The sequence below is a fragment of the Luteimonas lutimaris genome (genome assembly GCF_039537065.1).
Lineage (GTDB): Bacteria > Pseudomonadota > Gammaproteobacteria > Xanthomonadales > Xanthomonadaceae > Luteimonas > Luteimonas lutimaris.
The window spans coordinates 120,439-138,256 of sequence record NZ_BAAAZU010000031.1; the positions used below are offsets into that span (position 1 = coordinate 120,439).

The 17,818-nt window shown below is 70.3% G+C and carries 20 protein-coding genes; 17 read left to right on the forward strand and 3 right to left on the reverse strand.

Annotated features, from left to right (window positions below; genetic code table 11):
• Positions 1–122: 122 nt before the first annotated feature.
• From ABD679_RS14265 to ABD679_RS14275, 3 genes are read right to left on the reverse strand one after another with little or no spacing between them, the layout of a single operon-like run.
• Entirely contained in the window at positions 123–440 is a 318-nt protein-coding gene (locus ABD679_RS14265) for an EF-hand domain-containing protein (protein ID WP_344760675.1), read from the reverse strand.
• Between the two features lie 2 nt (positions 441–442).
• Positions 443–1,699: a UDP-N-acetylglucosamine 1-carboxyvinyltransferase gene (gene murA / locus ABD679_RS14270; protein ID WP_344760676.1), complete on the reverse strand. Its 1,257-nt coding sequence runs from the start codon at positions 1,697–1,699 to the stop codon at positions 443–445.
• The gene (locus ABD679_RS14275) at positions 1,699–1,947 is read right to left on the reverse strand and encodes a BolA family protein (protein ID WP_344760677.1); all 249 of its coding nucleotides are present in this window, start codon (positions 1,945–1,947) and stop codon (positions 1,699–1,701) included. Before ABD679_RS14275 ends, murA begins: the two co-directional genes overlap by 1 nt.
• A gap of 125 nt (positions 1,948–2,072) precedes the next feature.
• Between ABD679_RS14275 and ABD679_RS14280 the strand changes: the two genes are divergently transcribed.
• The 17 genes from ABD679_RS14280 to ABD679_RS14360 all read left to right on the forward strand — a co-directional run bounded on the left by ABD679_RS14280 (position 2,073) and on the right by ABD679_RS14360 (position 17,796).
• Positions 2,073–3,074: a KpsF/GutQ family sugar-phosphate isomerase gene (locus ABD679_RS14280; protein ID WP_344760678.1), complete on the forward strand. Its 1,002-nt coding sequence runs from the start codon at positions 2,073–2,075 to the stop codon at positions 3,072–3,074.
• 97 nt (positions 3,075–3,171) lie between these two features.
• A complete protein-coding gene (locus ABD679_RS14285; RefSeq protein WP_344760679.1) occupies positions 3,172–3,714 on the forward strand; it encodes a KdsC family phosphatase in 543 nt (180 codons plus the stop codon).
• On the forward strand, positions 3,711–4,271 hold the full coding sequence (gene lptC / locus ABD679_RS14290; protein ID WP_344760680.1) for an LPS export ABC transporter periplasmic protein LptC: 561 nt from the start codon (positions 3,711–3,713) through the stop codon (positions 4,269–4,271). The genes ABD679_RS14285 and lptC overlap by 4 nt, the downstream gene beginning before the upstream one ends.
• Positions 4,252–4,827: a lipopolysaccharide transport periplasmic protein LptA gene (gene lptA, locus ABD679_RS14295; RefSeq protein WP_344760681.1), complete on the forward strand. Its 576-nt coding sequence runs from the start codon at positions 4,252–4,254 to the stop codon at positions 4,825–4,827. The genes lptC and lptA overlap by 20 nt, the downstream gene beginning before the upstream one ends.
• Positions 4,827–5,546: an LPS export ABC transporter ATP-binding protein gene (lptB, locus tag ABD679_RS14300; protein ID WP_344760682.1), complete on the forward strand. Its 720-nt coding sequence runs from the start codon at positions 4,827–4,829 to the stop codon at positions 5,544–5,546. Before lptA ends, lptB begins: the two co-directional genes overlap by 1 nt.
• A gap of 109 nt (positions 5,547–5,655) precedes the next feature.
• Positions 5,656–7,077 carry an RNA polymerase factor sigma-54 gene (locus ABD679_RS14305; RefSeq protein ID WP_344760683.1) on the forward strand — a complete coding sequence of 474 codons (1,422 nt, stop codon included), beginning with the start codon at positions 5,656–5,658 and terminating at the stop codon, positions 7,075–7,077.
• Between the two features lie 131 nt (positions 7,078–7,208).
• On the forward strand, positions 7,209–7,538 hold the full coding sequence (gene hpf, locus ABD679_RS14310; RefSeq protein ID WP_344760684.1) for a ribosome hibernation-promoting factor, HPF/YfiA family: 330 nt from the start codon (positions 7,209–7,211) through the stop codon (positions 7,536–7,538).
• Positions 7,539–7,635: 97 nt separating this feature from the next.
• The gene (locus ABD679_RS14315) at positions 7,636–8,109 is read left to right on the forward strand and encodes a PTS sugar transporter subunit IIA (RefSeq protein ID WP_344760685.1); all 474 of its coding nucleotides are present in this window, start codon (positions 7,636–7,638) and stop codon (positions 8,107–8,109) included.
• Positions 8,106–9,065: an HPr(Ser) kinase/phosphatase gene (gene hprK, locus ABD679_RS14320; RefSeq protein WP_344760686.1), complete on the forward strand. Its 960-nt coding sequence runs from the start codon at positions 8,106–8,108 to the stop codon at positions 9,063–9,065. The genes ABD679_RS14315 and hprK overlap by 4 nt, the downstream gene beginning before the upstream one ends.
• Positions 9,062–9,952, forward strand: a complete 891-nt coding sequence (rapZ, locus tag ABD679_RS14325) for an RNase adapter RapZ (protein ID WP_344760687.1) — start codon at positions 9,062–9,064, stop codon at positions 9,950–9,952. The genes hprK and rapZ overlap by 4 nt, the downstream gene beginning before the upstream one ends.
• Before the next feature lie 152 nt (positions 9,953–10,104).
• Positions 10,105–12,105 (forward strand): S1 family peptidase, encoded by a 2,001-nt coding sequence (locus ABD679_RS14330; protein WP_344760688.1) that lies wholly within the window; start codon positions 10,105–10,107, stop codon positions 12,103–12,105.
• A gap of 178 nt (positions 12,106–12,283) precedes the next feature.
• Positions 12,284–12,676: a PTS sugar transporter subunit IIA gene (locus tag ABD679_RS14335; protein ID WP_344760689.1), complete on the forward strand. Its 393-nt coding sequence runs from the start codon at positions 12,284–12,286 to the stop codon at positions 12,674–12,676.
• A gap of 105 nt (positions 12,677–12,781) precedes the next feature.
• Positions 12,782–13,051 carry an HPr family phosphocarrier protein gene (locus ABD679_RS14340; RefSeq protein WP_344760690.1) on the forward strand — a complete coding sequence of 90 codons (270 nt, stop codon included), beginning with the start codon at positions 12,782–12,784 and terminating at the stop codon, positions 13,049–13,051.
• Positions 13,051–14,775 (forward strand): phosphoenolpyruvate--protein phosphotransferase, encoded by a 1,725-nt coding sequence (ptsP, locus tag ABD679_RS14345; protein WP_344760691.1) that lies wholly within the window; start codon positions 13,051–13,053, stop codon positions 14,773–14,775. The genes ABD679_RS14340 and ptsP overlap by 1 nt, the downstream gene beginning before the upstream one ends.
• A gap of 273 nt (positions 14,776–15,048) precedes the next feature.
• The gene (gene mgtE, locus ABD679_RS14350; protein ID WP_344760692.1) at positions 15,049–16,410 is read left to right on the forward strand and encodes a magnesium transporter; all 1,362 of its coding nucleotides are present in this window, start codon (positions 15,049–15,051) and stop codon (positions 16,408–16,410) included.
• Between the two features lie 100 nt (positions 16,411–16,510).
• The gene (locus tag ABD679_RS14355; protein WP_344760693.1) at positions 16,511–16,978 is read left to right on the forward strand and encodes a hypothetical protein; all 468 of its coding nucleotides are present in this window, start codon (positions 16,511–16,513) and stop codon (positions 16,976–16,978) included.
• Positions 16,978–17,796, forward strand: a complete 819-nt coding sequence (locus ABD679_RS14360; RefSeq protein ID WP_425561909.1) for a carboxylesterase family protein — start codon at positions 16,978–16,980, stop codon at positions 17,794–17,796. The genes ABD679_RS14355 and ABD679_RS14360 overlap by 1 nt, the downstream gene beginning before the upstream one ends.
• The last annotated feature ends 22 nt before the right edge of the window (positions 17,797–17,818 follow it).

The window sequence follows — 17,818 nt, forward strand, 5'->3', positions numbered from 1 at the left end:
GGGCAAAAAAAGATCCCTCGCTGCGCTCGGGATGACAGTTCATGACGATGCTGCTTGCAGCCTCCTGCCGGCCCTGACCCCTGTCCTTGGTCCCAGCCTTCGGCAAACCACGGAGTCCGACCTCAGTCGGACTCCCCGAAGCTCGTCCTGCAGTCGACCCGGATCGGTTCCCCGTCCTCGTGGCCGCGCCAGTAGAAGCTGTTGCAATGGCGATGCCCTTCCCGCCTGCTGCGCACCGTCACGGCATACCAGGACTGCAGGGTTTCCTGCGTCGACACCCGGCCGTCGCCGTTCCAGTCCATGTCCTCGGCCGCGATGCCGGCGGTGAACGCCAGGCCCGCATGCCAGGCCCAGCCCGAGTACAGCACCAGCAGCGCAAGCGCGCCGAACAGCACTTTGCGGCGCAGCGGGACTCCCGACGGGCGACCGATGGATGGCATGCTCAGTCGACCCTCCGGATCCTTGCGCCCAGCCCCGACAGCTTGCCCTCGATGTTCTCGTAGCCGCGGTCGAGGTGGTAGATGCGGTCGATGGTGGTCTCGCCCTCGGCCACAAGGCCGGCGAGGATCAGCGATGCCGAGGCGCGCAGGTCGGTCGCCATCACCGGTGCGCCGCTGAGTTTGGGCACGCCGGTGACGATCGCGCGGCTGCCTTCGACGTGGATCTCGGCGCCCAGGCGGGCCAGTTCCTGCACGTGCATGAAGCGGTTCTCGAAAATCGTCTCGTCGATGGTGGAAACGCCTTCGGCAATGCAGTTCATGGCCATGAACTGGGCCTGCATGTCGGTGGGGAAGCCCGGGTGCGGCGCGGTCGTGATGTCCACCGCCTTCGGTCGGCGGCCGCGCATGTCGACGGTGATGCGGTCGCCGCGGGTGCCGACGTCGGCGCCCGCCTCCACCAGCTTGTCGAGCACGGCATCCAGCGTGCCGGGACGCGCGTGGGTGGCGGTGACGTGGCCACCGGTCATTGCCGCGGCCACGAGGAAGGTGCCGGTCTCGATGCGGTCGGCGACTACGCGATGGCTGCCGCCGCGCAGGCGCTCGACGCCATGCACCACGATGCGTTCGCTGCCGGCGCCCTCGATGTCCGCGCCCATCGCCACCAGGCAGTCGGCGAGATCGACGATTTCCGGCTCCTTCGCGGCGTTTTCGATCACCGTCGTGCCTTCGGCCAGGGTCGCGGCCATCAGCACGTTCTCGGTCGCGCCGACGCTGACGATGTCGAAGGCGACCTTGCCGCCGCGCAGCCGGTCCGCGCTGGCCTTGATGAAGCCGTGTTCCACGCTGATCCTGGCGCCCAGCGCCTCCAGCGCGCGGATGTGCAGGTCGACCGGCCGCGAGCCGATCGCGCAGCCGCCCGGCAGCGAGACTTCGGCCGCGCCGTACCTGGCCAGCAGCGGGCCCAGCACCAGCACCGAGGCGCGCATGGTCTTGACCAGTTCGTAGGGCGCGACGTGGCTGCGCACGGTGCGCGGGTCGACCTGCAGGTCGGCGCCGTCCTCGACGATGATGCCGGCGCCCAGCTCTGCCAGCAGGCGCAGCGTCGTCCGTACGTCGTGCAGTTCGGGCACGTTGCCGATGGTGACCGGCCCGTCGGCCAGCAGGGTGGCGCACAGGATCGGCAGGACGGCGTTCTTGGCGCCCGAGACGGCGACCTCGCCGTCGAGCGGCAGGCCGCCGCTGACGATGATCTTCTGCATCAGCCCTCCGCCCCGCGCGCCGCGTACTCGGCTGGGGTCAGCGTGCGCAGGGCCAGGGCGTGGATCTCGCCGCCCATCCGTTCGCCCAGGGTGGCGTAGACCAGCCGGTGCCGGGCCAGCGGCAGCTTGCCGTCGAACGCCTCGGAAACGACCAGCGCCTCGAAGTGCACGCCGTCGTCGCCGCGCACGGCAACCCGTGCGCCGGGCAGGCCCTGTTCGATCAGCTGGCGGATGGTATCGATGTCCAATTCCTGCTCCTCGTCGGATTGCGCTCGTGAAGCCCGCATGAGCCAGGGTGCCGGCAGGCGGGCTTTTGCGGCCTCGAGCGCATAAAATGAGCGGATTAGCCTAACGGAAAGGCCCCGGCTTCGATATGGCCGACAGCACGGTATCCCCCACCATCGACGACGCGACGCTGGCCGCCAGCGGCCGCCGCGTGCTCGACACCGAAGCCCGCGGGCTGGAGGCGGTCAGCGGCCGTATCAACGGCGATTTCTCCCGCGCCTGCCGCGTGCTGCTCGCCTGCCGCGGGCGCGTGGTCTGCATCGGCATGGGCAAGTCCGGGCACGTGGCGCGCAAGATCGCCGCCACCCTGGCCTCCACCGGCACGCCGGCGTTCTACGTGCATCCGGGCGAGGCCGGGCACGGCGACCTGGGCATGATCACCGACGCCGACGTGGTGCTGGCGATTTCGTACTCCGGCGAGTCGGACGAAATCCTGATGCTGCTGCCGGTGCTCAAGCGCCAGGGCAACCCGCTGCTGGCGATGACCGGACGCCCGCAGTCCATGCTCGCGCGCGAGGCCGACGTGCACCTGGACGTGAGCGTGCCGACCGAGGCCTGCCCGCTGCACCTGGCGCCGACGTCCAGCACCACCGCATCGATGGCGATGGGCGATGCGCTGGCGGTCGCGCTGCTGGAGGCACGCGGCTTCACCGCGGACGATTTTGCCCGCTCGCACCCGGCAGGCTCGCTGGGCCGCCGGCTGTTGCTGCACATCCGCGACGTGATGCACGCCGGCGACGAAATCCCGCGCGTCGCCGCCGATGCATCGCTGGCCGACGCGCTGATGGAGATGAGCCGCAAGCGCCTGGGCATGACCGCGATCGTCGACGGCGACGACCGCCTGGTGGGCCTGTACACCGACGGCGACCTGCGCCGCACGCTGGCCGATCCGGCCATCGACGTGCACCGCGCGCGCATCGCCGATGTGATGACGCGCTCGCCGGTGGTGATCGAGGCCGACGCACTGGCCAGCGAGGCGGCGCGGCTGATGGAAGACCGCAAGATCACCATGCTGCTGGTGCTCGACCGCGAACGCCGCGTGGTCGGCGCCCTCAACATTCACGACCTGTTGCGCGCGCGGGTGGTTTAACTGCGGGGATTCGGGATTCCTGCCGCGCGGGCCCCGTCGCGGAGCCCGTCTTTCACCGCACGATGCCAACACTCGCCACGGACAAGAAGCCAACTGCATGCCCAGCCACGCCATCCCCGCCGACATCATCGACCGCGCCGCCAGGATCCGGCTGGCCTGCTTCGACGTCGACGGCACGCTGACCGACGGGCGCCTGTGGTTCGACGCCGACGGCCGCGAGGCCAAGGCCTTCAGCGTGCTCGACGGCCAGGGCCTGGCGCTGCTGCGCAAGTCTGGCATCGAGGTCGCGTTCGTCACCGCGCGCAACAGCGCAGCCGCCTCGCACCGGGCGCGCGACCTGGGCGTGCGCTCCTGCGTGGGCATCGGCGACAAGTTCGGCTGCGTCCAGGGGCTGGCGACCGAGCTCGGCATCACCCTGGAGCAGGTGTCGTTCATGGGCGACGACCTGCCCGACCTGCGGATCATGCGCGCGGTGGGCCTGTCGGTGGCCCCGGCCAGCGCGCACGCCTGGGCGCGCGAGCGGGCGCGCTGGTGCACCGCGGCCCGCGGCGGCGAGGGCGCGGCGCGCGAGCTGTGCGACCTGCTGCTGTCGGCGCAGGGCCACCTCGACGCACTGCTGGCCGTGGCGGACGCGCCATGAGCTGGCGCGGCACCCTCACCCTCGTCCTGCTGGTCGCCGCCGGCATCACCGGCTGGTCGGCGTGGCGCCAGCGCGCGACCCAGCCGGTCGCCGACACCGGCCCCGCGCGCCCCGACTACGTGCTGCACGATTTCGAACTGGTCGCGCTCGACAAGCAGGGCAAGGAAGCGTTCATGCTGCGCGCGCCGGAACTGACCCGCAGCCCCGACGACAAGACCCTGTCGATCGCAACGCCGCTGTTCCTGATCCCGGACAACGAAGGCCAGCGCTGGCAGCTGCGTTCGAAGACCGGCTGGGTCGCCGCCGACAACAGCGAAGTGCGCCTGCGCGGCAAGGTCGAGGCCACCAGCCCGCCCTCGGACGCGCGCCCGACGGTGATGAAGACCGAGCAGCTGAACATATTCCCCGACAAGGACGAGGCCACGTCACCGGTTCTGGTGACCGTCACCAGCCCCGCCTCTACAATGCGGGGCACCGGAATGCGGGCCGACCTGGCCACCAATCGCATCGAGCTCCTTTCCAAGGTCAGCATGAGCCATGAACCGACGCGTCGCTAGCACCCTGCCACTCCTCGCCGCCCTGGCATGCGTGGCCGCGGGCAGCGCCTGGGCCAAGTCCTCGGACCGCAACCAGCGCATGAACGTGTCCGCCGACGCCAGCGACTGCTCGGTCGACGACTCGGGCCCCTGCATCCTGACCGGCAACGTCCACATCTCGCAGGGCACGCTCGACATCAAGTCGTCGAAGGCGGACCTGCGCCGTGGCGGCGACCAGCAGGTCATCAAGCTCACCGGCTCGCCGGTGCAGATGAAGCAGCAGATGGACGACGGCGGCTGGATGAACGCCACCGCGGCGCAGATCGACTACGACCAGAACCGCGACACCGTCGTCTTCAGCGGCAACGCCGTGGTCAAGCAGCCGGGCAAGGGCAGCATCTCCGGCGAACGCATCGTCTACAACATGGCCACCGGGCAGGTGCAGAGCGGTGCCGCCGCCGGCGGCGGCCGCGTCAACATGACCTTCGAACCGAAGAACAAGTCCGCCGGCAACGGCAAGGCCACGCCCGAAAAGGCCGAACCCACGCCAGAGCCCGCCGGCCAGGACGACAACTGATGCTGGTCGCCAAGGGACTGCGCAAGCGCTACCGCTCGCGCGAGGTCGTGCGCGACTTCGGGCTGACGCTCGATGCCGGCGAAGTCGTCGGCCTGCTCGGTCCCAACGGCGCCGGCAAGACCACCTGCTTCTACATGATCGTCGGCCTGGTCCCGGCCGACGAGGGCGAGATCGTGCTCGACGGCCGCGACATCACCGCCGAGCCCATGTACACCCGCGCCCGCCTCGGTGTCGGCTACCTGCCGCAGGAAGCCTCGGTGTTCCGCAAGCTCAGCGTGGCCGACAACATCCGCCTGGTGCTGGAACTGCGCGACGACCTCGACCACGAGGCGCGCGAGCGCGAGCTGTCCAGCCTGATGGACGAGCTGCAGGTCGCGCACGTGGCCGAGCAGATCGGTGCCAGCCTGTCGGGCGGCGAGCGCCGCCGGGTCGAGATCGCGCGCGCGCTGGCCGCCAACCCGCGGCTGATGCTGCTCGACGAACCGTTCGCCGGCGTCGACCCGATTTCGGTCGGCGAGATCCAGCGCATCGTCCGCCACCTCAAGAACCGCGGCATCGGCGTGCTGATCACCGACCACAACGTCCGCGAGACCTTGGGCATTTGCGACCGCGCGTATATCCTCAGCGAAGGCGGCGTGCTCGCGCAGGGGGCTCCGGACGCGCTGCTGGCCAATCCTGACGTGCGTCGCGTCTACCTGGGGGATTCCTTCCGCCTGTAGCAGGTGAAGGACGCAGCCGGCGGATGCCGGCAAGGCGTCTGCCCCGCCATGAATGGCAGGTAGGATGGCCGTGCTCGGGTTCCAGTATCGGCATGGGCCGCAGGGGAAGATGAAGCCACGCCTCCAGACATCGCTGGGTCAACAGCTCGTCCTGACGCCGCAGCTGCGCCAGGCGCTGCACCTGTTGCAGCTGTCGACGCTGGAACTGGAAGCCGAGATCAACGCCGCGGTCGAAAGCAACCCGCTGCTCGACTGGGACGAATCCGAACCGCTGCGCGTCGCCGACGACGGCGCGCCGGCTTCCACCGAAACACCCGCCGACGGCGAGTCCGGCGACAACGACTTCCGCGACGACGACTGGAGCCCCGCCGGCGAGGCCTGGCAGGAATCGCGCGGCTGGAACGGCGAGGATGGCGGCGACCCGACCGACCGCATGGTGCAGACCGACTCGCTGCAGGACCACCTGTCCTGGCAGCTGCACCTGACCCACCTGTCCGAACGCGACCGCCGCATCGGCCTGATGCTGATCGACGCGATCGACGACGATGGCTACCTGCGCGAGCCGCTGGACGCCATCGCCCAGTCACTGCTGCCCGAAACCCGATGCACGCCCGACGAAGTCCTGGCCGTGCTGCGCCAGGTGCAGCGCCTGGACCCGGTCGGCATCGGCGCGCGCGACCTGGCCGAATGCCTGGTGCTGCAGCTCGACAACCTGCCCGCGGCCACGCCCGGGCGTGAGCTGGCGCGGCGCATCGCCACCGGCCCGATCGACCGCCTGCCGCGGATCGGCATCGACGGCGTCGCGGCCGAACTCGACTGCAGCCAGGACGATGCCGCGCAGGCGCTGGCGCTGCTGCGCTCGCTGGACCCGCGCCCCGGCGCCCAGATCGGCGACCTGCCCGCCAACACCTACGTCGTCCCCGACTGCGTGATCTCCCGCCAGCAGGGCATGTGGCGCGTGGTACTGGCCAACGAGCGCCTGCCGCGGCTGACCATCCACCGCGGCTACGAGCAGATGATCCAGCACGCCGACGCCGGCGACGCGGGCTACCTGCGCGGCCGCCTGCAGGAAGCGCGCTGGCTGCTGAAGAACCTCGCCCAGCGCGGCGAGACCCTGCTCAAGGTCGTGCATTGCCTGCTGCGCGAGCAGTCGGGGTTCCTCGAATTCGGCCCGCAGGCGCTGCGCCCGCTGACCCTGCGCGAGGTCGCGGCCCAGGTCGGCCTGCATGAATCGACGATTTCGCGCGCGATCTCGCGCAAGTACGTCCGCACCCCGCGCGGCACGATCCCGCTGCGCGCCTTCTTCGCCTCGGGCATCGGGACCGAAGGTGGCGGCGAGGCGTCGAGCATCGCCATCCAGGAAATGATCAAGCGCCTGGTCGAGGCCGAGAACCCGCGCAAGCCCCTGTCCGATGCGCGCCTGGCCGAGGCCCTCAAGGCCACCGGCGTCCCCGTGGCGCGGCGCACCGTGGCCAAGTACCGGGAACTGCTCAACATCCCGTCCTCGCACGAGCGCATCCGGGTCGCCTGAGCGCTGCCGCCGCGGCCCGGACCTTTCCGCCGGCCGTGTTCCGGATTAACTTGTTTTTATCCCTTGCACACGCCGTTCGGGCGATGCTGGGGTCCCGGCGCGATCCGTCGTAAGAACCAGGAGATTGGCGAATGCGAATCGATATCCACGGCCACGAAATCAAGGTGACCCCGGCCTTGCGCGACTACGTCGAGAACAAGTTCGAGCGCTTGGGGCGCCACTTCGAACAGCCTTTCGAAATCCGCACCCAGCTCAGCCTCGACAAGCCCAACCACTGCGCCGAAGCCACCATCAACCTGTCCGGCCAGAACCTGCACGCCGACGCCAGCGCCATCGACATGTACGCGGCCATCGACCTGCTGGCCGACAAGCTTGACCGCCTGCTGCTCAAGCACAAGCAGAAGATGGTCGACAACTATCGCCGCGGCGAGAGCATCGCCCGCAGCGGAGAATTCGGATAACCCCCTGCCCGTGACCCACGGCACCTGCGTTGCCCATGTGCGCCGCAGGTGTCACGCGGCTACCATAGGCCGCTCCCGTCGCCGGGCCTGGTGACCCATGCCGCTTGCCGACCTGCTCACCGCCGAGCGCATCGTGATGCTGACCGAACCGGGCAGCCGCAACCACGTCCTCGACGCGGCCGCGCGCCTGCTCGGCGGGGCGTCGCCGATGGCGACGGCCGCCATCGGCGCGGCACTGCACGAACGCGAGTTGCTCGGCAGCACCGCGATCGGCCACGGCGTCGCCATCCCGCACGCACGCAGCAACGCCTTCGACAGCGCGCGCGGCGTCTTCCTGCGGCTCGGCCACCCGGTGGACTTCGATGCCCGCGACCACGCCCCGGTCGACCTGGTATTCGCGATGTCCGTGCCCATGGACGCGCAGCAGCAGTACCTGGATACCCTCGGCGAACTGGCCGAGCGGTTCTCCAGCGCCGAATTCCGCGACGTGCTGCGCGGCGCGCGCAACTTGGACGCGCTGCGCGGCGTGCTGATGGGCGTCCCGCAGCCGACCATGAGGATCATGCCTTGAACGCCAGCATCACCGCCGCCGAGCTGTTCGAGCAGATGCGCGAGCGCCTGGACCTGCACTGGGTCGCGGGGCAGGCGGGCGAGTCGCGCGTGCTCGAGGCGGTGGACACCGTGGCCCGACGCCCGTCGCTGGCCGGCTACCTCAACACCATCTATCCCAACAAGGTGCAGATCCTGGGCACCGAGGAGCTGGCCTGGCTGGATTCGCTCGATTCGCGGCTGCGCTGGGAGATCATCGAGAAGCTGATGCGCTACCGGCCGCTGGCGCTGGTGATCAGCAAGGACCAGCGCTGCCCCGAGGACCTGGCCGAGGCGGCGGAGGAGTCGGGTACCCCGCTGTGGGGCTCGCCGTGCCGCGGCCACGAGCTGCTCAACCACCTGCAGTACCACCTCGCGCGCAAGCTGGCGCCGCGGATCACGCTGCACGGCGTGTTCATGGAGATTTATTCGATCGGCGTGCTGATCACCGGCGAGTCGGGGTCGGGCAAGAGCGAGCTGGCGCTCGAACTGCTGTCGCGCGGCCATCGACTGGTCGCCGACGACGCGCCCGACTTCACCCAGATCGCACCCGACGTACTCGACGGCACCTGTCCCGAGCTGCTGCAGGACCTGCTGGAACTGCGCGGCCTGGGCGTGCTCAACATCCGCGAGATGTTCGGCGACACCGCGGTGAAGCGGAACAAGTACCTGCGCCTGATCGTGCACCTGACCCCGCCGCAGATGGAGCCCCAGCAGGCCAGCAGCGACGGCATGGAGCGGCTGACCGGCGACCTCGGCCAGCGCCGGGTGCTCGACCTGGACGTCCCCCTGATCACGCTGCAGGTCATGCCCGGCCGCAACCTGGCGGTGCTGACCGAAGCGGCCACGCGCATGCACATCCTGCGTGCGAAGGGCGTCGACCCGGCGGCGGCGTTCATGGCCCGCCATTCCCACTTCCTGGAGCGCGGCACGCCATGAGCGGGGCAACGGCGAACGACGGCGGCAAACCGACCTTGCTGGTGGTCAGCGGCATGTCCGGCAGCGGCAAGTCGGTGGCACTCAAGACCTTCGAGGACCTGGGGTTCTACTGCGTCGACAACCTGCCGGCCGAGCTGCTGGGCAGCTTCGTGCGCAGCGTCACCGAAGGCGACAGCGCGCCGCGCAAGCTGGCGGTCGGCATCGACGTGCGCAACCGCCACGGCGACCTGGCCAGCCTGCCCGAATGGCTGTCGGAAGTCGGCACGATGGGGCTGGACCCGAAGCTGGTGTTCTTCGACACCAGCAACGCGGTCCTGCTCAAGCGCTATGCCGACACCCGCCGCCGGCACCCGCTCAGCCACCTGGGGCTGGCGCTGGCCGACGCCATCGCGCTTGAACGCCAGGTACTCAAGCCGCTGCGCGCGCTGGCGGACGTGACCATCGACACCAGCGACCTCAACGTCCACCAGCTGCGGCGCCAGGTCACCACCGACCTCAATCTCGGCCTCGACGCGTCGCTGTCGCTGCTGTTCGAGTCGTTCGCCTACCGCCGCGGCGTGCCGGCCGATGCGGACTTCGTGTTCGACGCGCGCGTGCTGCCCAACCCCCACTGGGATCCGCGGCTGCGGCCGCTGTCGGGCCGCGACCGCGCGGTGGCCGACTACCTCGACGCGCAGCCCGACGTGATCGACTACGTGGCCCAGGTCGGCGGCTTCCTCGACCACTGGCTGCCGCGCATGCGCACCGACACGCGCAGCTACGTCACCGTCGCCTTCGGCTGCACCGGCGGCCGCCACCGCTCGGTCTACCTGGCCGAAACCCTGGCCGCGCACGCGCGCGAACGGGACTGGCCGGACGTGGCAACCTACCACCGCGAGCTGGACTGACCCCCGCCCTTTGCGGGAGCGGCCATGGCCGCGCTCGGGTCCGGTGCGGCATCGCGGCCATGGCCGCTCCCACCAGGCCGGTTCGTGCGAACATGGCGCGAGGCGCGCGTCCGGGGGGACCGCGTGGCATCCACTCGACAGGGGACATTCCAATGGCACACGACGTTTCCGGCGCACCCGCCGGACGGGCGATCTGGCTCGCCTGCCTCTTGCTCATCGCCTGCATGACGGCCACCGGCACCGCAACAGCCGCCAGCCTCGCGCCCGAACGCCTGCCGGCGATCCAGGCGGCCACGTACGAAGTCGTCGCCGCCAAGCCGGTGGATGATCCGCTCAGCTACGAAAAACCGCTGCCGCTGGAGCTGCTGCCCTTCCAGGAGCGCAACGACAAGTACTACTCGATCGGCACCGCCTTCGCGATCGGCAACGGGCGCTACGTGACCGCGTCCCACGTGCTGATGACCGGCGCCAACAGCCTCTGGGGCCCGCCGGCGCTGCGCGACAACGGCGGCAAGGTGTACGCCATCGACAAGGTCGTGAAGTTCTCGATGCACCAGGACTTCGTGGTCTTCACCCTCGCCGAGCAGCCCGGCAGCGACGTGCTGGAGCTCGACACCGGCGCGGCCCCGGGCCAGACGGTCTACTCGGTCGGCAACGCCTACGGCACCGGCGTGGTGCTGCGCGACGGGCTGTACACCTCGGACACGCCGGAGCAGCAGGACGGGCGCTGGAAGTGGATGCGCTTCTCGGCCGCGGCCTCGCCGGGCAACAGCGGCGGGCCGCTGCTCAACCAGGACGGCAAGGTGATCGGCGTGGTGATGGCCAAGTCGCCCAACGAGAACCTCAACTACGCCCTGCCCATCGGCGAGCTGATGGACGCGCCCGACGACGTGGCCGCGATCGACGTGCGTTCGTCCTACCAGTTCGACGTCTTCAACAGCACGCTCAGCGGCACGCTGAAGGAGCGCTTCGCGCTGCCGCTGCCGCTGGGTGCGTTCCTCGACACGGTCATGCAGCGCAGCAACACCTTCTTCGACGCGCAGCTGGCCGAACTGCTGGCGCAGCAGCGCGAACGGCTGTTCCCGGACGGCGAGGGCTCGACCCGCCTGCTGCACCGCATCGCCGACATGGGCGACTTCCCGAAGATGGTCGCGCGCGACAGCAACGGCACCTGGGTGCTGGCCGGCAACGAGGAGAACAACCTGCGCCTGTCGGCCAACGGCTACCTGTCCTCCGGCTCGTTCGGCAGGACCATGCTGTTCCACCTGCGCAAGCCGGACGACGTCCCGGCCAAGGCGCTGTACGGCGACCCGGCTGTCCCGATGGACCTGCTGCTCAAGTCGGGCTTCATCAAGCGCAACGTCGGCGGCGACAGCGTGATGGTGACCTCGCTCGGCAAGCCGCACCTGGACACCACGCACGCCGACGCCTGGGGACGGCGCTGGCAGGTCTGGGAGTGGACGCTGCCCTACGCCAACGCACGCCTGCTGGTGCTCGCGCTGCCGGTCCCCAACGGCTATGTCGGGCTGGTGCGCTCCGGCACCTCGATCCAGTCATACGACCAGCTGATCAACGCCAGGGCGCTGGCGGACTTCGCCTACGTCAACCTCGACGGCACGCTGGCGCAGTGGCGCGACTACCTGGCGCAGCCCGAACTGCACCCGGCCGCGCTGCGCGGCATCGACATCGACTTCGAATACGGCAAGCGCTTCCACTACGCCTCGCCGCGGCTGGAGGTGGACACCACGCCCGCACTGCAGGCGATCGAGGCCGACAGCGTGCTCACGCTCGGGTTCGCGTTCTTCGGCGATGGCGGCAAGGCCACCTGGGACGTGGCCGAGCTGTGGATGTCGGCGAAGGCCAACGACCAGGATTACGTCATGCTGGTACGCGAGCAGGCGCCCGCCGCGTCGATGGACGACGAAGACCGCAACGACTGGGCGCGGGTCCGCGAACGCCGCCATCCCTACGACGCCATCGCCCGCAACGGCGAGGACCGCACGCGGATCACCGGCGTCGTCGACGCCCCCAAGGGCGGCGATGCCCAGGTGCTGTACACCGCGCACAGCGTCCGCGAGGGAAAGCAGTCGCAGGAGGCGATGGCCGACAAGCTCAAGCTGCTGCTGGACGGCATCAAGGTCCACGAACGCTGAGCCCGGCCGCGGCCGCTCCCCCGTGGGAGCGGCCGCGCGGGAGCGTCCCTGTGGGAGCGGCCATGGCCGCGATGCCGTCCTGCAAGATCGCCCGCAGCCCACGCACCCCCCGCCACCGCCAACACGTTCCCGCCTCCACGCTTCCGGCCGATCACCCGCGTCTGTTAACTTTGCCGGCATGGCCGTCGGCATCCTCCTCGTCACCCATCCCGGCATCGGCAATGCGCTGGTGGCGGTGGCGACGTCGTTGCTGCGCAACCTGCCGCTGGAGGTCGGGGCGTTCGAGATGCCGTTCGACGGTGATCCCGACGACCTGCTGCCACGGGCCAGCGGCGCGCTGCGCAAGGTCGATTCCGGCGACGGCGTGCTGGTGCTGACCGACCTTTACGGCGCGACGCCGAGCAACGTGGCGGCGAAGCTGGCGCACCTGGGTACGCCGGTGCGGCGGGTGTCGGCACTGAACCTGCCGATGCTGCTGCGGGTGCTCAACTATCCCGAGCTCACGCTCGACGAGCTGCCGGCCGTGGCCACGGCCGGCGCCCGCAACGGCGTGGTGGTCGACGATGCCTGAGAGCGAACGCCCGCCGCCGTCGAAGCCAGTGCCCCCGCACAAACCTCGGCGCCCCTCCTCCCCCGCGCTTTCGCAACAACCGGACGCGAAAGCGGAGACACCCCGATGATCGAACGCCAACTCCTCGTCGCCAACAAGCTGGGCCTGCACGCCCGCGCCACCGCCAAGCTGGTCCAGACCCTGGCCCCGTTCCGCTGCAACGCCACGCTCACGGCCAAGGGCCGCGAGGTCAACGCCAAGAGCATCATGGGCGTGATGCTGCTCGCCGCCGGGCACGGCACGCCGGTCGTGCTGCGCGTGGAGGGCGACGACGAAACCGCGGCCGCGGACGCGATCTCCGCGCTGTTCGAACGAAGATTCGACGAGGAGGGTTGATGCGGCAGGTCCTGGCTGGGCACGGCGCATCCAGGGGCAACGCACTGGGCCGGGCGCGGCTGCGCCTGCCGCTGCTGCTGGACGTGGCCGAGGACCGCATCGGCATCGACCAGGTCGATGCCGAGCTCGCGCGCCTGCACGCCGCGGTCGCCGCCGTGCGCGAGGAGATCCTCGCCCTGCGCGACCGCCTGCAGGGCGCGCTGTCGCACGAGGTCGGCGAGTTCATCGACATGCACTCGCTGCTGCTCGACGACCCGGAGCTGCTGCGCGGCGTCGAGGAATTGATCCGCAAGGGCCTGCACGGTGCCGACTACGCGCTGCGCCTGCAGCGCGACCGGCTGGCGGCGGTGTTCGCGGAGATGGACGACCCCTACTTCCGCAACCGCATCGACGACATCAACCACGTCATCAGCCGCCTGCACGCCGCCCTGCACAAGCGCACCGGCGACGTGCGCGGCGTGGCCGGCGAGGTGCTGGTCACCGATGCCGTTGCCCCGTCCGAACTTGCACAACTGCAGTCGCAGGGCGTGGTGGCGGTGGTCACCACCGGCGGCAGCACGCTCTCGCACAGCGCGATCCTCGCCCGCAGCCTGCACCTGCCGCTGGTGGTGGGTGCCACGCAGGCGCTGCAGCAGGTCAACGACGGCGACGTGCTGGTGGTCGACGGCGCCGGCGGGCAGGTGGTCGTCGAACCCAGCGCGGCCGACCTGCGCGAATACCGCGCCCGCGTCCGCGACGAGCGGCGCGAGCGCAAGCAGCTGTACCGCCTCCGGCGCGAGCCTTCGCGCACCGTCGATGGCGTCGACGTGCGCATCTTCGCCAACGCCGAGTCGCGCGAGGACGTGGCCGAAGCGCACGCGCTGGGCGCGGCCGGGATCGGCCTGTATCGCACCGAGTTCCTGTTCATGGGCGAGACGCTGCCCGACGAGGACGCGCAGTTCCGCGCCTACCGCGATGTCGCGCTCGGCATGACCGGGCGCACGGTGACGATCCGCACCCTCGACATCGGCGCCGACAAGGCGGACCGCACCGGCCTGGCGCTGACCGACGAGCCCAACCCGGCGCTCGGCCTGCGCGGGGTGCGCCTGTCGCTGTCGCGCGCGGAGATCTTCGAGGCCCAGATGCGCGCGATCGTGCGCGCGTCCGGCTACGGGCCGGTCCGCGTGCTGGTGCCGATGGTCAGCGGCCGCGAAGAGATCGTCGCCACCGCGGCGCTGCTCAAGCGCGTGCGCCGGGACCTGACCAGCGAAGGCCACGAGATCGCCGAACATATCCCGCTCGGCGCGATGATCGAGGTGCCGGCGGCCGCGATTTCGCTGCCCGGGTTCATCGACGTGGTCGACTTCGTCTCGGTCGGTACCAACGACCTGGTGCAGTACCTGCTCGCCGCCGACCGCAACAACGAGGCGCTCGGCGAACTCTACACGCCGCTGCATCCGGCGGTGCTGCGCCTGCTCGAGAACGTCATCCGCATCGCCCGCCGCCGCGCGAAGCCGCTGGCGATGTGCGGCGAGATGGCGGGCGACGCGCAGTTCACGCCGCTGCTGCTGGCGCTGGGTCTGGAGGAATTCAGCCTGCACCCCGGCACGCTGCTGGAAGTGCGCCGCGCGATCCGCGCCTGCGACCTGGACGCCCTGCGCAGCCGCGCCCCGGCCCTCCTGCGCGCCCGCGACCGCGCCGGCATCGAGAAGTGGATGCGGGCCAACGCACCCGCCGACGCATAGGACCTGCCTGTAGGAGCGGCGGAAGCCGCGAGCTTTTGATGGGCAGAACAAGAACAAATCCCCCATACCCCCTTTCCAAAGGGGGCAAGAGCGACAAGCTCTTACCTGGCCCCTGGTCACTGCCATCAAGAGCTCGCGGCTTCCGCCGCTCCTACAAGGAGGACGATCGGTGGTGGGTGGGCAGACGCAGCACCACAAGCGATAATGCGCGCATGAACGCCTGATCCCTGTCGCGCGCAGTCGATGTCGCGACGCAGCCACGGAAGTATTCGCATGGCAGAAGCCGTCCGCCACGACAAGACCGCGCGCCAGCTGCGTCTGCTTTCGGACGCGCTCGACAGCGGCCGCCTCGGGCCCGTGCGGCGGCTGGTCAACACCCTCGCTCCCGCCGAGATCGGCAACCTGCTCGAATCGCTGCCGCCGGCCAAGCGCCAGGTGGTGTGGGGGCTGGTCGATGCCGAGGACGACGGCGAGGTGCTGGTCCACGTCGGCGACGAGGTGCGCGAGAGCCTGCTCGCGGACATGGATCCGGACGAGATCGTCGCCGCGGTCGAGGACCTCGACATCGACGACCTCGCCGACCTGGTCGAGGACCTGCCGGACACGGTCATCGACGAAGTCCTCAAGTCGATGGACCGCGAGAACCGCGAACGCCTCGAACAGGTCCTGTCCTACCAGGAGGACACCGCCGGGCGCCTGATGAACCCGGACGTGGTGACGGTGCGCGCCGACACCACCGTCGACGTCGTGCTGCGCTACCTGCGCCTGCGCGGCGAGCTGCCCGAGCATACCGACCACCTGTACGTGGTCAGCCGCCGCCACCAATACCTGGGCCGAATCGCGCTGCAGGTGCTGCTCACCCACGAGGCCAACACCCCAATCAACCAGCTGATCGACGACGAGCAGCCGGCGATCGACGTGCAGGAGCCGGCCGAGGAAGTCGCGCGCCAGTTCTCCGACCACGACTGGATCAGCGCGCCGGTAGTCGACGACGGCAACATCCTGCTCGGCCGCATCACCATCGATGACGTGGTCGACATCATCCGCGACCAGGCCGAGCACCAGGCGCTGTCCGCGGCGGGCCTGGACGAGGACGAGGACATGTTCAGCCCGGTGCCGCGCGCGTTCCGGCGCCGCGTGGTGTGGCTGGGCGTGAACCTGTGCACCGCGTTCCTGGCCGCCAGCGTGGTCGGCCGCTTCGAGGGCACGATCGAGCAGATCGTCGCGCTGGCGGTGCTGATGCCGATCGTCGCCGGCATGGGCGGCAACGCCGGCACCCAGGTGCTGACGCTGATGATCCGCGGCCTGGCACTGGGCCAGATCGGCAGTTCCAACGCGCGCACGCTGCTGTGGAAGGAAGTGCGCGTGGCGATGATGAACGGCCTGTCCCTGGGCTCGCTGCTGGGCGTGATCGTCTGGATCTGGTACCGCGACCTGCCGCTGTCGCTGGTGATCGGCTCGGCGCTGACGATCAACTTCTGCTCGGCCGCGCTGGGCGGCGTGCTGGTGCCGCTTACCGTCAAGCGGCTGGGCTTCGACCCGGCGCTGGCCGGCGCGGTGATCCTGACCACGGTCACCGACGTGATGGGCTTCCTCAGCTTCCTCGGCCTTGCGACGCTGATCCTGCTGCGCTGACGCCCGCCGCGGGACGCACGCCACGCGTGAATCCGCGGTTCATTCCGGCCCCCGTAGATTTTTCATGGCCCGATGCCGGGCCGACACGGAGGAAACAGGGATGAAAACCAGCATCGCCACCGGCACCATCGCCCTCCTGATCGCGATCGCGGGCGCCGCGTTCGCGCAGGCCTCGCCCAACGGCGTCTACCTGGATGGCAAGGTCGCCAACTTCGCGCTGCCCGGGCAGGACTACGACTCGCCCGGCTTCGAAAGCCTGTCGTTCTGGAGCGGCCCGAACGGCAAGGCCGTCGATTACGAGTACGGCGCCGACCACAAGCGCGTGCGCCTGCGCCCCGTCGGTCCGGCCGCGGGCGGCGGCGGTTTCGCCGTCCGCTTCCCGAACGGGCTGGTGCTCGACGTCGTGCCGCAGGGCAAGGCGCTGCAGGTCAGCGACCGTGGCGGCAACTACAGCAAGACCTTCGAGTGGAAGTACGAAGGCCCCGTAGACGGGCGCGGCACGTTCTGCACACCCTGCGTGGAAGAAGCCGACGCGATCGGCTTCGTGCGCAAGCACTTCATGCAGTGATGCGCGGACCGCGGCGACCCGCAGCCCTGCTGGCCGTCGCCGCGACCGCGGCCGGCCTGGCCGCCTGCGCAACGCAGCCGATGCACGGCGCGGCGGCGCGCGAGGCCGGATTCGTGCCGCGGGAAGTGGTGGTCGACGGCCGCGCGCACCGCTACCAGGTGTTCGTCCCCGGCCCCGCGGCCGGCGCGAATCCACCGGTCATCCTGTTCCTGCACGGCTCGGGCGAACGCGGCGACGATGGCACCAGGCCCACGCTGGCCGGCCTCGGCCCCTATGCCCGCGCGAATGCGGAGCGCTTTCCAGCGATCGTCGTGTTCCCCCAGGTGCCCGAAGGCGGCGAATGGCAGGGCGCCAACGTGGCGGTCGCCTTCGCGGCACTGGACGCGGCCACCGACGAGTTCGACGGCGATCGCGACCGCACCTACCTCACCGGCATGTCGATGGGCGGCTACGGCACCTGGGAGCTGGCGCTGGCACAGCCGCGACGTTTCGCGGCGCTGGTGCCGGTATGCGGTGCGGTCAAGCGGCGCGAGGGCGACGAGCGGCCGCTGTTCGTCACGCCCGTCGCGGGCGCCCCCGATCCCTACGCGCGCATCGCGCGCACCCTGCGCGACGTTCCGGTGTGGATCTTCCACGGCGCGCGGGACGACGTCGTCGCGCCCGGGGACGACCGCCGCCTGATCGCGGCGTTCCGCGCCGCCAGCGCACGGGACGCCCGCTACACCGAGTTCCCCGACGCCAACCACAATGCCTGGGACCCGGCCTACGCGCGGACGCCGGCGCTGTGGCGCTGGCTGTTCGCGCAGCGGCGCCGATAGGCACGCATCGTGCCCGGGCGCC

What these genes read in the sequence shown, in the direction of transcription:
- ABD679_RS14265 (WP_344760675.1), bottom strand. Translation starts at nt 440, where the DNA reads ATGCCATCCATCGGTCGCCCGTCGGGAGTCCCGCTGCGCCGCAAAGTG.
- murA (WP_344760676.1), bottom strand. Translation starts at nt 1,699, where the DNA reads ATGCAGAAGATCATCGTCAGCGGCGGCCTGCCGCTCGACGGCGAGGTC.
- ABD679_RS14280 (WP_344760678.1), top strand. Translation starts at nt 2,073, where the DNA reads ATGGCCGACAGCACGGTATCCCCCACCATCGACGACGCGACGCTGGCC.
- ABD679_RS14285 (WP_344760679.1), top strand. Translation starts at nt 3,172, where the DNA reads ATGCCCAGCCACGCCATCCCCGCCGACATCATCGACCGCGCCGCCAGG.
- lptC (WP_344760680.1), top strand. Translation starts at nt 3,711, where the DNA reads ATGAGCTGGCGCGGCACCCTCACCCTCGTCCTGCTGGTCGCCGCCGGC.
- lptA (WP_344760681.1), top strand. Translation starts at nt 4,252, where the DNA reads ATGAACCGACGCGTCGCTAGCACCCTGCCACTCCTCGCCGCCCTGGCA.
- lptB (WP_344760682.1), top strand. Translation starts at nt 4,827, where the DNA reads ATGCTGGTCGCCAAGGGACTGCGCAAGCGCTACCGCTCGCGCGAGGTC.
- ABD679_RS14305 (WP_344760683.1), top strand. Translation starts at nt 5,656, where the DNA reads ATGAAGCCACGCCTCCAGACATCGCTGGGTCAACAGCTCGTCCTGACG.
- hpf (WP_344760684.1), top strand. Translation starts at nt 7,209, where the DNA reads ATGCGAATCGATATCCACGGCCACGAAATCAAGGTGACCCCGGCCTTG.
- ABD679_RS14315 (WP_344760685.1), top strand. Translation starts at nt 7,636, where the DNA reads ATGCCGCTTGCCGACCTGCTCACCGCCGAGCGCATCGTGATGCTGACC.
- rapZ (WP_344760687.1), top strand. Translation starts at nt 9,062, where the DNA reads ATGAGCGGGGCAACGGCGAACGACGGCGGCAAACCGACCTTGCTGGTG.
- ABD679_RS14330 (WP_344760688.1), top strand. Translation starts at nt 10,105, where the DNA reads ATGGCACACGACGTTTCCGGCGCACCCGCCGGACGGGCGATCTGGCTC.
- ABD679_RS14335 (WP_344760689.1), top strand. Translation starts at nt 12,284, where the DNA reads ATGGCCGTCGGCATCCTCCTCGTCACCCATCCCGGCATCGGCAATGCG.
- ABD679_RS14340 (WP_344760690.1), top strand. Translation starts at nt 12,782, where the DNA reads ATGATCGAACGCCAACTCCTCGTCGCCAACAAGCTGGGCCTGCACGCC.
- ptsP (WP_344760691.1), top strand. Translation starts at nt 13,051, where the DNA reads ATGCGGCAGGTCCTGGCTGGGCACGGCGCATCCAGGGGCAACGCACTG.
- mgtE (WP_344760692.1), top strand. Translation starts at nt 15,049, where the DNA reads ATGGCAGAAGCCGTCCGCCACGACAAGACCGCGCGCCAGCTGCGTCTG.
- ABD679_RS14355 (WP_344760693.1), top strand. Translation starts at nt 16,511, where the DNA reads ATGAAAACCAGCATCGCCACCGGCACCATCGCCCTCCTGATCGCGATC.
- ABD679_RS14360 (WP_425561909.1), top strand. Translation starts at nt 16,978, where the DNA reads ATGCGCGGACCGCGGCGACCCGCAGCCCTGCTGGCCGTCGCCGCGACC.